15 protein-coding genes are annotated in these 12,871 nt (G+C 63.6%); 13 read left to right on the top strand and 2 right to left on the bottom strand.

Annotation, left to right across the window (positions count from 1 at the left end; all coding sequences use genetic code 11):
- Positions 1 to 207 precede the first annotated feature (207 nt).
- Positions 208 to 1,053 (bottom strand): YkgJ family cysteine cluster protein, encoded by an 846-nt coding sequence (locus ACE3PP_RS05110; protein WP_374378661.1) that lies wholly within the window; start codon positions 1,051 to 1,053, stop codon positions 208 to 210.
- Between the two features lie 189 nt (positions 1,054 to 1,242).
- Between ACE3PP_RS05110 and ACE3PP_RS05105 the strand changes: the two genes are divergently transcribed.
- Together ACE3PP_RS05105 and ACE3PP_RS05100 are read left to right on the top strand one after the other, a co-directional pair.
- Entirely contained in the window at positions 1,243 to 1,908 is a 666-nt protein-coding gene (locus ACE3PP_RS05105; RefSeq protein WP_374378658.1) for a glutathione S-transferase family protein, read from the top strand.
- Positions 1,909 to 2,046: 138 nt separating this feature from the next.
- Positions 2,047 to 2,679 (top strand): outer membrane protein, encoded by a 633-nt coding sequence (locus ACE3PP_RS05100; RefSeq protein WP_374378655.1) that lies wholly within the window; start codon positions 2,047 to 2,049, stop codon positions 2,677 to 2,679.
- A 42-nt stretch (positions 2,680 to 2,721) separates the two neighbouring features.
- Here the strand turns inward: ACE3PP_RS05100 and ACE3PP_RS05095 are convergent, their stop codons facing one another.
- Positions 2,722 to 3,333: a LysE family translocator gene (locus tag ACE3PP_RS05095; protein ID WP_374378652.1), complete on the bottom strand. Its 612-nt coding sequence runs from the start codon at positions 3,331 to 3,333 to the stop codon at positions 2,722 to 2,724.
- A 215-nt stretch (positions 3,334 to 3,548) separates the two neighbouring features.
- Between ACE3PP_RS05095 and ACE3PP_RS05090 the strand changes: the two genes are divergently transcribed.
- The 11 genes from ACE3PP_RS05090 to ccmI all read left to right on the top strand — a co-directional run.
- Complete coding sequence (locus ACE3PP_RS05090; protein WP_374378649.1) at positions 3,549 to 4,889, top strand: TldD/PmbA family protein; 1,341 nt, start codon at positions 3,549 to 3,551, stop codon at positions 4,887 to 4,889.
- 77 nt (positions 4,890 to 4,966) lie between these two features.
- On the top strand, positions 4,967 to 5,599 hold the full coding sequence (gene ccmA, locus ACE3PP_RS05085) for a heme ABC exporter ATP-binding protein CcmA (RefSeq protein WP_374378647.1): 633 nt from the start codon (positions 4,967 to 4,969) through the stop codon (positions 5,597 to 5,599).
- Entirely contained in the window at positions 5,596 to 6,261 is a 666-nt protein-coding gene (gene ccmB, locus ACE3PP_RS05080) for a heme exporter protein CcmB (protein ID WP_374378644.1), read from the top strand. The genes ccmA and ccmB overlap by 4 nt, the downstream gene beginning before the upstream one ends.
- Positions 6,262 to 6,624: 363 nt before the next feature.
- Entirely contained in the window at positions 6,625 to 7,353 is a 729-nt protein-coding gene (locus tag ACE3PP_RS05075) for an OmpA family protein (RefSeq protein WP_374378641.1), read from the top strand.
- Positions 7,354 to 7,589: 236 nt separating this feature from the next.
- Entirely contained in the window at positions 7,590 to 8,360 is a 771-nt protein-coding gene (locus ACE3PP_RS05070; RefSeq protein ID WP_374378638.1) for a heme ABC transporter permease, read from the top strand.
- The gene (gene ccmD, locus ACE3PP_RS05065) at positions 8,357 to 8,545 is read left to right on the top strand and encodes a heme exporter protein CcmD (protein WP_374378635.1); all 189 of its coding nucleotides are present in this window, start codon (positions 8,357 to 8,359) and stop codon (positions 8,543 to 8,545) included. Before ACE3PP_RS05070 ends, ccmD begins: the two co-directional genes overlap by 4 nt.
- Positions 8,546 to 8,548: 3 nt before the next feature.
- On the top strand, positions 8,549 to 9,034 hold the full coding sequence (gene ccmE, locus ACE3PP_RS05060; protein ID WP_374378633.1) for a cytochrome c maturation protein CcmE: 486 nt from the start codon (positions 8,549 to 8,551) through the stop codon (positions 9,032 to 9,034).
- Positions 9,031 to 11,010, top strand: a complete 1,980-nt coding sequence (locus tag ACE3PP_RS05055) for a heme lyase CcmF/NrfE family subunit (protein WP_374378630.1) — start codon at positions 9,031 to 9,033, stop codon at positions 11,008 to 11,010. The genes ccmE and ACE3PP_RS05055 overlap by 4 nt, the downstream gene beginning before the upstream one ends.
- A gap of 18 nt (positions 11,011 to 11,028) precedes the next feature.
- Positions 11,029 to 11,562: a DsbE family thiol:disulfide interchange protein gene (locus ACE3PP_RS05050; protein WP_374378627.1), complete on the top strand. Its 534-nt coding sequence runs from the start codon at positions 11,029 to 11,031 to the stop codon at positions 11,560 to 11,562.
- Positions 11,562 to 12,101 (top strand): cytochrome c-type biogenesis protein, encoded by a 540-nt coding sequence (locus tag ACE3PP_RS05045; protein WP_374378625.1) that lies wholly within the window; start codon positions 11,562 to 11,564, stop codon positions 12,099 to 12,101. Before ACE3PP_RS05050 ends, ACE3PP_RS05045 begins: the two co-directional genes overlap by 1 nt.
- On the top strand, positions 12,098 to 12,871 hold a 774-nt coding region (gene ccmI, locus ACE3PP_RS05040), incomplete at its 3' end, for a c-type cytochrome biogenesis protein CcmI (RefSeq protein ID WP_374378622.1). The genes ACE3PP_RS05045 and ccmI, both read left to right, overlap by 4 nt.

Below are 12,871 nucleotides of genomic sequence, written 5' to 3'. Positions count from 1 at the left end.
CCCCCGCCAAAGTCGCCGGCGTCATCTTCCAACTCTGCGGCCCGGACTTCGCCTATGTGACGGGGACCGAGATCTTCCTCACGGGCGGGCAGCATTTGTTGTAATGGGCGGTTATGAGAGGCCGTTCGTCCAAGCTTAGGTTGCACGCGGTAGCAACTCACTATGAACCATTGGCGATCTGAATGGCCGCATTGGCACTCGCACTTTCTAGGCAGAGTTGCTTGCAAAGAGTTCGTTCAAGAACGATTGGATATCCGGGCTTGACAGAACGTCCTCAGGATCCTGCATTACTCCCGCGAAGATATCTTCGCCAGATAACCACCTATGCTCTGCATCTTCTGTATCCAGCACTCTTACCAATGCGGCGTTCAACTCATATGCATGATATGGAAGTGCAGATTTCTGCAGCGCTGCCGCAAAAGCAAGAGCATAAGCACTGCGGCCCATCAAGTATAAGAATGGAGTTGGTATATCCTCGTTAGTAGTGTTCCGGTAAGAACGTCCGCAGATCTCGGCATTCGCTGACGCTGCGAGCCTGCAAGCTTTCGGCCTATGCTCATATACCGTGCATAGGTCATTTTCGAGAAGAGGGCAGGGGTGCGGATGGCTGTCGCGTATCTCAAACGGATACGCCTTCGTCACTTCGTTTGCGTCGCGCACCTTTTTGACGGCAGCATCACCTCGTAGCCTAACCACATTGGCAAGGGTCAGAACTTCGGGCGCTGTGGCGCTCACCCAAATATTGCAGCAGTGAGAGCATCCCTTCTTGCAAGCAATTGGGACGGGGCCCAGTCCTGCGATAGATTTGTCAACACTGTCATTTAGAAACGCACTGAGTTCTGCGAGGCTACCGCCAGCTTTCGCTTTTTTAAGCTTCACGATCAGTTCGCGGGCCATCGCCGCGACGCCTTCTTTGGCGCCGGCGCGATCAAGCTGAATGCCATTGGAGACTGCAAGCTGATCCCGTTTATGTCGTCGCCAGTTAGCCGCATCTTCGAGGGATTGTTGTTTCAGCTTTTCGATCTCGGCCTTTCTCCGTTTGGCCTGCCCCATGACTTTTGTCCCTTATTGTCGAAGAAGAATACAACTTCTGATAGTATCACAATTGCCTGCTGTTGTGAAGTATTGGTACGTGGCAAAGTCGATCGAAGGAAATTTCTACCTGGTCGGTGAAGGGATGGACTGAACCGCCGGCTACGACTGGGGTACAAGGGTCTCTCTGTATTTCCTCGGAGCCATTATATGATCCTCGTCGGCCAATATGATTCTCCCTATGTCCGCCGTGTCGCGATAGCGTTGCGGGAGTTGGGTTTTGACTACACGCATGATACGCGCTCGGTGTTCGGGGATTTCGAGGACATGCGGAAGACCAATCCGCTGTCGCGCATTCCGTCGTTGATCCTGGACGATGGCACGACGCTCATCGATTCAGCGGCGATCCTTGATTGGCTGGATGAGGCGGTGGGCGAGGGTCGGGCCTTGCTGGCGGCGGCCGGCAGCGAGCGCCAACGGCAATTGCAGGTGATCGCGCTGGCGAGCGGTGCCATCGACAAGGCGGGTGCTGCCGCCTATGAGCGGATCATCCGGCCGGAGCGCTATCGCTGGCCCGACTGGATGGCGCGCTGCCGCACGCAGGCGGCAGGGGCGCTTGCGGCGCTGGCCGCCATCGACTGGGCGGACTTGCGCGCGTCATATGCACCCACCCATCCGCCGCTTCATGCCGAGATCATCACCGCCTGCCTCATCCGCTATGTGCGGATGACCGATCCCGCGCTGCTGGAAGGAAGCGCCCACGCGCTGCTGGAAGGAAGCGCCCACGCGTCGCTCATCGCCCTCAGCGCGCGGCTTGAGGCGCGGCCGGCCTTCATCGCCACCTGCCCGCCGGATGTCGCCTATCCGAAAGGGTGAGGCTCACACCGGAAAGAGCCGTAAATTCGCGCCCCTGCAAGCAGCCTCGCCGGTCATTCCTAATCCCCAATTTTTCTTGCGCGACTCCAGAAGGCATGGATAACTGTCTGCGCCAAAAAAGATTATATGGTGAATTAAATGCATCAGAAGGTTGCGGTTATTCTTGGTGGCCTGTTATGTGCAATGACGGCATTGCCGGCCGTAGCGGAGGAGCGGCTGCAGGATGGCTTCTATTTCGGTGGCCAGATAGGTCTGGTCCTGCCGGAGGACACCTCGACTAGCGCGAGTGGCCTCGATTTCGATGCTGATTACGATGCGGGCTATGGCATCGGCTTGGTTGGCGGCTGGGACTTCGGCCAGAATTTTCGGGTCGAGGGCGAATGGACCTTTCGCTCCTATGCTGTCGATAGTGTTTCGGCTGAGGGCTTCGGCTTCAAAGGGTCAGGCAACGCTGATCTCAACGTCCTTATGATCAACGGCTATTTCGATCTGCCGTGGAAAGACCATCGCTTCGTGCCCTACATCGGTAGCGGCATCGGTCTTGCGATCTTGAGCGCCGATGACGTCGGCGCAGGCGGCGAGAAAATTCTTGACGATACCGACACGGCCTTCGCCTATCAGTTCATGGCGGGGCTGAGCTATGACCTCACCAACAATGTCACGGCCGGTGTCGAATACCGCTTCCTTGACACCACCGACACATTGGATGCGGACATCGATTCCACGACACACAGCATCCTGTTCAACCTACGTTACCGTTTTAGCAATTGAGATTGCGAGACGTAGCTACCTCGTCGTTGGCGAAGCAGCCCGTCACCGATCCGCGAATGCGAGCTTTGCCCCCAGCGCCACGAAGGCGGCGGCGAAGGAGCGGCGCAGCCAGGCAAGGATGCGGGGGCGGCTCAATATATGGTCGCGCGCGGCGGCGGCGGCAACGCCATAGAGCGCGAAGACGATGAAGGTCATCGCCATGAACACGCCCGAGAGCTCCAGCATCGCCGTCATGGGCTGCGCGGCGTCGCTCGCCACGAATTGCGGCAGGAAGGCGAAGAAGAAGATCGAGAGCTTCGGGTTGAGGAGGTTGATGAGCACGGCCTCGACCGTGACGCCGAGGGCCGATCTGGCGCCGATCTCGCGTGAGAGGTTGAGGGAGCCCCGCTCGCGCCACACCATCCACGCCATGTAGAGGAGATAGGCGACCCCCAGATATTTGACGATGCCGAAAGCCAAGGCGCTGGTATGGAGCAGGGCCGCGAGCCCCAGGATGGCAGCGGCAAGATGCGGCACGATGCCGAGGGTGCACCCCATAGCCGCAACCAGGCTTGCCCGCCGCCCGCGCGAGAGGCCCGCCGCCAGCGTGTAGACCACCCCCGTCCCCGGCGAGGCGACAATGAGAAAGCTGGTCACGAGGAATTCCGGCGACATGGACGTTTCTCCCCCATTCATCCCTTGCCCCAAGGATTCCATGTCCACCCCATCCCCCGCAAGCGGCCCCTTTTCCACCCCGCGCTTTTCACCAGCGATTTTCACCAGCGATTTTCATTTGTCTTTTCCGGGCAATTGTCCCAGCTTGCGGTTCATCCTTCGCACCCCATCTCTTTGCGGGTGGAACATCCAATTCATCGGGACCCGTCACGCGCATGAACAGCCAGGAACAGCTCGCCCTTCTCGACACCATCCTTTCGAAGGCGAAGGCCGCCGGGGCCGAGGCCGCCGATGCGGTGATCGGCACCTCCATCTCGCTCTCGGTCGGCGAGCGCCTGGGTGCCAAGGAAAAACTGGAACGGGCCGAGAGTCAGGATCTGGGCCTGCGCGTGCTGGTGGGGAAGCGCCAGGCCATCGTCTCGACCAGCGATTTCACCAAGGCCTCGCTCGACGAACTCACCACCCGCGCCGTCGCGATGGCAAAGGCCGTGCCGGAGGATCCGTTCTGCGGGCTTGCCGACGCCTCCGAGCTTGCCAAGGACTGGCCGAAGCTCGACCTCTGCGATGCGACCGAACCCTCTGAGGCGAAGCTCACCGAGCTGGTCCGCGCGGCCGAGGATGCGGCGCGCAGCGTCAAGGGTGTCACCAATTCCGAAGGTGCCGAAGCGGGCTATGGCCGTTCCGACGTGGCGATCGCCGCCAGCAACGGTTTCCAGGGCGCCTATGCGAGCTCGCATTTCGGCCTCTCCGTCTCCGTCCTTGCCGGCGAGGGCACGGGGATGGAGCGCGATTATGAATACAGCTCGACCGTCTTCCTCGCCGATCTCGACGACCCGGTGAAGCTCGGCAAGGCGGCCGGCGAACGCGCGGTGAAGCGCCTCAACCCGCGAAAGGCGAAGACGGCGGTGGTGCCGATCGTGCTTGACCCGCGCATCAGCAATTCGATCGTGGGACACCTGGTGGGCGCCATCAACGGCGCCGGCATCGCGCGCGGCACCTCGTTCCTCAAGGACAAGCTCGGCGAGATCGTCTTTGCCGAGGGGATCGACATCATCGACGATCCGCACCGCCAGCGCGGCCTGCGCTCGCGCCCCTTCGACGCCGAGGGGTTGCCGACGAAGCTCGCCAAGCTCATCGACAATGGCCGCCTCACCATGTGGCTGCTCGATTGCCGTTCGGCCCGGCAATTGGGCCTGAAATCGAACGGCCACGCCTCGCGCGGCACGTCGAGCCCGCCTTCGCCGGCGCCCGCGAACGTGCATATGGCGGCCGGGAAGATCAGCCGCGCCGACCTGTTGAAGTCGATCGACCAGGGCCTCTACGTTACCGAGATGATCGGCTCCGGCATCAATGGCGTCACCGGCGATTACAGCCGGGGTGCCGCCGGTTTCTGGATCGAGAAGGGCGAGCTGGCCTATCCCGTCTCGGAAGTGACCATCGCCGGCAACTTGAAGGACATGTTCAAGCAGGTGACGCCGGCCGACGATCTCACCTTCAAATACGGCACCAACGCGCCCACATTGCGCATCGACGGCATGACGCTGGCCGGGGCGTGACTATGCGGCGCCTGAATATGCAGCGCCTCAGCATGCGAACCGGCATTTGACATGATGCGCTTGGGGGAAGCGCCGAGATGAGCGGCAAGGGCAAGGAAGGCGGTCTGGTTGCCACCGACATCGCCTGCCGGCGTGCCGAACGGCTGTTGTTCAGCGCGCTCAATTTCGCGTTGGGGCCGGGCGATGCGCTGATGCTGCGCGGTCCCAACGGCAGCGGCAAATCGAGCCTCTTACGACTCCTCGCGGGCCTCCTCCCAGCTGAATCCGGGTCGCTTTCCTGGCGCGGGCAACCGGTCGAAAAGGACCGCGCCGCTTATCGCGCCGACATCGCCTATCTCGGCCATCTCGATGCACTGAAACCCCAATTGCTGGTGCGCGAGAATCTCGCCTTCTGGGCCGACCTTGTCGGCGGCACCGTCGGTGTTGATGCGGCCCTCGCCAAAGTGGGCCTCACCCCATGCGCCGATTTTCCGGCCCAGCATCTCTCGGCGGGGCAGCGGCGACGCTTCGGCCTGGCGCGCCTGCTGCTGAAGCCCGTGCCGATCTGGCTGCTCGACGAGCCGACGACGGCGCTCGATGTCGCGGGGGTGAAGCTCGTCACCGATCTCATCGCCCGGCACCTGGCGGCAGGCGGCCTTGCCATCATTTCGAGCCACGACCAGATGGCGCTCCCCAATGCGCGCACGCTGACGCTGGGAAGTGCCGCATGAAGGCCGTCCTCGCCCTCCTCCGCCGCGATTTGTCGCTGGGCCTCCGCCAGGGGATCGATGCGCTGGTGGTCGTCCTCTTCTTCCTGGCGGCGGGCGCCCTCTTTCCCTTCGCCCTGGGGCCGGAACCGGAGCTCCTCGGCCGCATCGCCGCCGGCATCGTCATGACGATGGCGGCCCTCGCCTCGCTCCTTTCCCTCGACCGGCTGTTCAGCGGCGATTTCGAGGATGGCAGCCTCGACGGCCTCATCCTCTCGCCTGTGTCGCTGGAACTGGTGGCGCTTGCCAAGGTGGTGGTGCATTGGCTGATGACCGGCCTGCCGCTCCTGGTGGCGGCACCGCTGTTGGCGCTCCTTCTCAACCTGCCGACGGAGCTCTATCCGATCCTGCTGCTGGCGCTTGTCGCTGTGACACCAGCCTTGTCGCTTTTAGGCGGATTGGGAGCGGCGCTCACCCTGGGCGCCCGGCGCGGCGGGCTGCTGCTCGCCTTTCTCATCCTGCCGCTCTTCGTGCCGATTCTCATTCTCGGCATGGGGTCCGTGGCGGCGGTTTCCGCGGGTGAGAGCCCGTGGGGGGCGCTCGAACTCCTCATCGCCCTCGATCTCGGCCTCCTCGCCCTCGGTCCCTGGGCGATGGCGATGGCGTTGCGGCAGGTCCTACGTTAGGCCGTAAGGCGCCTGCGTTACGGCGCCGCGAAAGGCGGAATCGGGACCAAATGCCGTAAGGCAAACCTGTGTGATGCAAAACACAGGACATATGTCCTTTCTGAACCCTTTTCCGCGAGAAACGACTGACCCATCGAGTGCCGGCGGTCTGTGGCATCCATGCAACAGACTGGGGGCATTTTGACACAGGTCGCGTAAACGCCCCGATTCAACGTGGATTCCCCAAGTTGAATCGGCATATGCTTAATCCATCCGGCAAGGCGCATGTCGTTCGGCTCTATGACGCATGGGTACAAGTCGGGCGGTCGCGATCCGCTGTCATCGCACACCTCTTCACGTGAACGTCCCAGGGGGTTTCAAACCATGAACCGTTATTTCAAACTCGCGTTGCTCGGCTCGGCCTTGTTGGCCGTGACTGCCTGCGCCGCGCCGAATCGTGAGCCGGATCTTTCCAACATCCAGGCGAACGTCGACAAGACCTACGAAGGTGACTTCGGCGATCTGCTTTATAACCTCAATGCCGGTGCCGATAAGGCCGCCCGCGCTGAGGAGATCAAGGCCAGCATCGATGCCGATGCCCCGTATCTCTACACCAACCTGCCGCTGCGCCAGGAAGGCGTGAAGCTCGCGGAAGAAGCCGCCGAGCATCGCGCCAAGGCCGAAGCCGCTCTGAACCGCTTCCTCGACCCGATCCGCGCGCGTCTCGCCTACCTCGAGTCGCTGCACGTCCCGCAGGATGTCGGCCCGCAGAAGACCTCGGTCTACTTCGACACCGGCAGCGCCAAAGTTCGTGAGAGCGAAGCTGCCGCGCTGACCGATGCCGGCAACTTCCTCAGCCAGTACCCGATCGCCCACGTCCAGATCGACGCCTACACCGACACCGTCGGTTCGGCCAACGCCAACAAGGCGCTGGCGAAGCGTCGTGCGAAGGCCGTCATGGACGCCCTCGGCGATGCCGGCGTGCCGCTCGCGGCCGACGTCTCGGTGAAGGCCGTTGGCGAAGCCGATGGTGCGGACAACACCGAGAGCCAGGAAAACCGTCGCGTCGACATCGTCGTCCAGCCGCACGGCACCTACAACAAGGGCATGTAAGCTCTGGACGAAGATCCAACCGGCCGATTTTCGGCAGGTGGGGTTATCAGTTGAACCAGGGGCGTCGACCGCAAGGTCGGCGCCCTTGGCGCTTTTAGGGGGCAGGCTGGGGTTTCGGACTGGGTTCTCCCATCGTTATGCCGATCCCTAAACACGGTCGGGATAAGGACTTTCCCTGACTTCCTGCTTCACAGTGCCACTGGCACCTTCGGGGCGGTCCCTGTATAACCGCCGCCATGCATAGATTTGCCAATCCCGGCCGCTTCCTGCGCTTGGCCACCCGGATCCAGCCCTGGCTTAAGGCCTTGACCGCGCTGGGTTTTGTGGCTGGGCTCTATCTGGCCCTGTGGGGCTCGCCGCCCGACTATCAGCAGGGCGAGACGGTGCGCATCATGTATGTGCATGTGCCGGCCGCCTGGATGGCGCTCTTTACCTACCTCATGCTGGGGCTCGCCTCCGCCTCCTCCCTGATCTGGCGCCACCCCTTGGCCGATGTCGCGGCCGAGGCCATGTCGCCCGTCGGCGCCGCCTTCACGCTCCTCGCCCTCATCACCGGTTCGCTCTGGGGGAAGCCCATGTGGGGAACCTATTGGGTGTGGGATGCGCGGCTGACCTCGTTCCTGCTGCTCTTCTTCCTTTATCTCGGGCAAATGGCGCTCCTCGGCGCCTTTGACGACCGCGCCCGCGGCCAGCGCTCCGCCGCCGTCCTCGCCCTCATCGGCCTCATCAACCTGCCGGTCATCAAATTCTCGGTCGATTGGTGGAACACGCTGCACCAGCCGGCCTCGATCGTGCGCATGGGCGGCATCTCCATCGATCCTTCGATGCAATGGCCGCTCTTCATCATGGCGATCACCTTCCATCTCTTCATGCTGGCCGCCGTCATCGAGCGCATGCGCACGCTGCTGATGGAGGCCCGCCTGCGCAACCATCGCCTCGCTGCATTCGACCGCGTGGCCCTTCAGCCAGACAGCACCGCCGGGAGCGGCGTCAGGAGCGGCGAATGAGCGATTTCGGATCGTTCCTTGCGATGGGCGGCTATGCTGCTTATGTCTGGCCGGCCTATGGCGCCGGTGTCGTGATCCTGGCAGCGATCTGGTTCGACGGGGCGCGCCGGCGCCGTGCGGTCGAACGGGCGCTGGCGGCGCTCGACGGCGGTGCGCGGGCCGACCGGCGCAACAGCGAAAATTAGATCATGAAGCGCAAGACGCTGCGTCTCTATCTGGTGCTCATCAGCCTTGCGTTGCTCGGCATCGCGACCATGCTGGTCCTCAATGCCTTCGACCGCGAGATCGTCTTCTTTTTCAGCCCCAGCGAGATCGCGGGCGAGAAGCCGGTCGCCGGCCGCATCATCCGCCTCGGCGGGTTGGTCGAGACCGGCAGCGTTCATAAGCTCGACGACGGTGCCACCGTCAGCTTCAAGGTGACCGACCTCAAGGCCGCGACCGAAGTGGCCTATCGCGGCGTCCTTCCCGATCTCTTCCGCGAAGGTCAAGGCGTCGTCGTCGAAGGCGCCTTCAACGACAGCGGCAATTTCGTGGCGACCCAGGTCCTTGCCAAGCATGACGAGAACTATCTGCCGCCGGAAGTGGCCAAGGCGCTGAAAGCCTCCGGCCGCTGGCAGGAAGGTGCGGGCATGGAGGGAACAGCGGCGCAGCCCGCGGGGAGCAGCAATCCATGATCACCGAGATCGGCCACTTTGCGCTCGTCCTCGCCCTGGTGCTGGCTGTCGCTCAAGCGACGCTGCCGCTCATCGGCGCACAATTCGGCATCCGCGCCTGGATGGCGCTCGCCAAGCCCGCGGCACTCGGCCAGTTCGTCTTTCTGCTGATCTCCTTTGCCGCCCTCATTCATGCCTTTGTGGTGAGCGACTTCTCGGTCGCCATCGTCTTTCAGCATTCCCATTCGCAGACGCCGCTCATCTACAAGATCTCGGCCGCCTGGGGTCAGCATGAAGGCTCGCTCCTGCTCTGGGTCCTCATCCTTGCTTTCTTCGGCGCGCTTGTCGCTGTCTTCGGGGACAATCTGCCGCCCAGATTGAAAGCGCGGGCACTGGCCGTGCAGGCGATGATCGGCATCTGCTTCATCCTCTTCGCGCTCTTCACCTCCAATCCCTTCGCGCGCCTGCACCCGGCCCCCTTCGAGGGGCAGGAACTCAACCCGTTGCTGCAGGACCCCGGCCTCGCCTTCCATCCGCCGATGCTCTATGTCGGCTATGTCGGCTTCTCAATGGCCTTCTCCTTTGCCGTGGCGGCGCTGATCGAAGGCAAGATCGACGCGGCTTGGGCACGTTGGGTGCGCCCCTGGACGCTGCTCTCCTGGACCTGCCTCACCGCCGGCATCGCGCTCGGCGCGCGCTGGGCCTATTACGAACTGGGCTGGGGCGGCTGGTGGTTCTGGGACCCGGTCGAAAATGCCAGCTTCATGCCCTGGCTGATGGGAACCGCGCTCCTCCATTCGGCGATCGTCGTCGAGAAGCGCGACGCCTTGAAAGCCTGGACGCTGCTGCTTGCCATCCTCACCTTTGGCTTCTCGCTCCTCGGCACTTTCCTCGTGCGCTCGGGCGTCATCACCTCGGTCCATGCCTTTGCGCAGGATCCGGCGCGCGGTCTTTTCATCCTCGGCATCCTGGGCCTCGCCCTCGGCGGCTCGCTCACCCTCTTCGCCTGGCGGGCACCCATCCTCAAGGCCGGCGGCCTCTTCGCGCCGGTGAGCCGCGAGGGTGCCCTGATGCTCAACAATCTGCTGCTGGCAACCGCCACCGCCACCGTGCTCCTCGGCACGCTCTATCCGCTGGCGCTCGATATCATGGGCGGCTCCTCGGTCTCGGTCGGCACGCCCTATTACACGGCAACCTTCGTGCCGCTGGTCCTGCCGCTCATCGCTTTGACCGCGATCGGCCCCCTGCTCGGCTGGAAGCGCGGCGATCTCCGTTATGCGCTGCGTCATCTCTGGGGTGCCGGCGCTCTCGGTCTCGCCGCTCTCGGCATTGCGCTCTGGATCGATTTCGGCCGCCAGGCCCTCGCTGCCATCGGCATTGGGCTCGGTGTCTGGCTCTTCACCGGGACGCTCGTCGAATGGGGTGAGCGCGTACAGCTCTTCCGCACCGGTCTCGGCAATTCCTGGCGCCGCGCCCGCCATCTGCCGCGCGCCGCCTACGGTATGAGCCTTGCCCATGCCGGCCTTGCCATCGCCATCATCGGCATTACTGCCGCCAGCGCCTGGAAGGTCGAAGAAGTGCGCCAGATGAAGCCCGGCGAAAGCCTGGAGATAGGCGACTTCACCTATGTGCTGCAGACGGTAGGCCCGGCACGCGGCGAGAATTACATCGCCGAGCGCGCGCACTTCACCGTCATGAAGGACGGGAAACCCTATACCGAGCTATATCCGGAACGGCGCCAATACATGGTGCAGCCGATGCCGACCACAGAGGCCGCGATCGAATCCCACGTGTTTGGCGATCTTTACGCCGTTGTCGGCGAGGGCGACGGCAAGGGCACCTGGACCGTCCGCATCTATCAGGAGCCGCTGGTGCCCTGGATCTGGACCGGCGCCGCGTTGATGGCGTTGGGCGGCATCGTGTCGATCAGCGACCGCCGCTACCGTGTCGGCGCGCCAAGCCGCGCGCCCGCGGCCCAACCCGCCGCTGCCGAATGACGGAGTGAGACACCCGCCATGCGCCGCCTGATCTTCATCCTGCCTGCCCTGGTGCTGGCTGCCCTCATCGCGCTCTTCTGGCAGGGGCTCGATCCCGCGCGGGATCCCAATGCGCTCCCTTCCGCGCTCATCGGCAAGAAGATGGCGACGGTCGATTTGCCCGGCCTCGGCGCACGTGCCGGCATCAGGAACGCCGATTTCGAAGGACAGATCACGGTTCTCAATTTCTTCGCCTCCTGGTGCGCGCCCTGCCGCGCCGAGCATCCGCTGATCAAGAGCCTGCGCGACATTCCGGGAATCCGCGTCGTCGGTATCACCTTCAAGGACGAGCCGAAGGATTCGGAAAAGTACCTCGCCGAGCTTGGCGATCCCTATCAGGCGATCGGTGTCGACAATGACGGCCGCGCCGGCATGGAATTCGGCCTCACCGGCGTGCCTGAGACTTATGTCATCGACCGCGACGGCATCATCCGTTATCGCCTCGCCCAGCCGCTCGATCCCTCGCGGCTTGATGGCGAATTGAAGCCGCTGCTCAAGGAACTGACGCAGTGATGCGCGCCTTCGCCCTGTCGCAAGCGGCCCTGCTGGCGATGGCCCTGCTGCTGTCGCTGGCCGTACACCAGGCATGGGCCCAGACCCAGGTGCCGGACGTGCCGCTCGCCGATCCGGCTCTTGAAGAACGCGCCCGGCATCTGATGAAGGAAGTGCGCTGCGTCGTCTGCCAGGCGCAGTCGATCGACGAATCCGATGCCGGGATCGCCAGCGACATGCGCCGCCTCATCCGCGAGGAGATCGCCGGCGGCAAGAGCGACGACGAAATCCTCACCTATCTCTCCGACCGCTATGGCGATTTCGTCCTGTTCAGCCCGCCTTTCAAGGCGCGCACGCTGCTGCTGTGGGTCGGCCCGTTTCTGCTGCTGGGATTCGGTGGCGCGATCATGATTCTCTTCTTCAAACGCCGTATCGGTGCCGAAGCTGCAACCGGCGCAGCGCGCCTCAGCGACGAGGAACAGCGCCGGGTCGAGGCGGCACTCAAGGCGGGTCTTGCCGAGAGCGACGGAGACCGGACCGGATCGGGGAGCGCGCGATGATTCTGGTCTGGTTCGTCTTTGCCGCCATGACGCTGGCAACGGCCGTGCTGCTGGCGCTGCCGCTTTTCTATACGCGCAAAGTGAAGAACGAGGCCGGCTTCGCGCTCGCCGTCTATCGCGACCAGATGCTGGAACTCGGCCGCGACGCCGAAGTGGGCCTCATCGGGCCGGAACAAGCCAAGCTCGCCCAGATCGAAATCGAGCGGCGCGTGCTTGCCTTGACCGACAATCCGCAATGGCAGCCGGGCCGCGCGCCCTCGCACGGTCTTCTCATCACGGCGGCGGTCATCCTGCCGCTGCTGGGCTTCGGGCTCTATCTGATGCTCGGTGCGCCCGATCTGCCGGGCGAGCCGTTCCAGGCACGTCAAGACGGCGCATCACCAGCGGTCGCCAGTGCCGAACTCAAGGCCCTGGAGGCCGACGTGGCGGCAAGGCCCACCGATGCCAAGGCCTGGGTGGCGCTGGCGATGGGCTATGACGCCGAAGGGCGTGCCCAGGACGCCGCCACCGCCTATGGCAAGGCCGTGGCGCTCGGTGCCGTCGATGCCGCGACCCTTGCGGCCTACGGCCAGGCGTTGCTCATCGCCAACGAAGGTCAGATGAACGATGCGGCGACGACGAGCTTCCGCCGCGCCATCGCCGCTGATCCCAGCAATCCGACCGCGCGCTTCTTCCTGGCGCTCGGCAAGGCGCAGGCCGGCGATGTCGAAGGGGCACTCACCGACTGGATGGCGCTGGAAAAGGACACGCCCAAGGATGCGCCCTGGCGC

The organism is Dongia sp., assembly GCF_041910485.1.
GTDB lineage: Bacteria > Pseudomonadota > Alphaproteobacteria > Dongiales > Dongiaceae > Dongia.
Note: the sequence above shows the minus strand (reverse complement) of the source record. Positions and strands in the feature narration are given on the sequence as shown.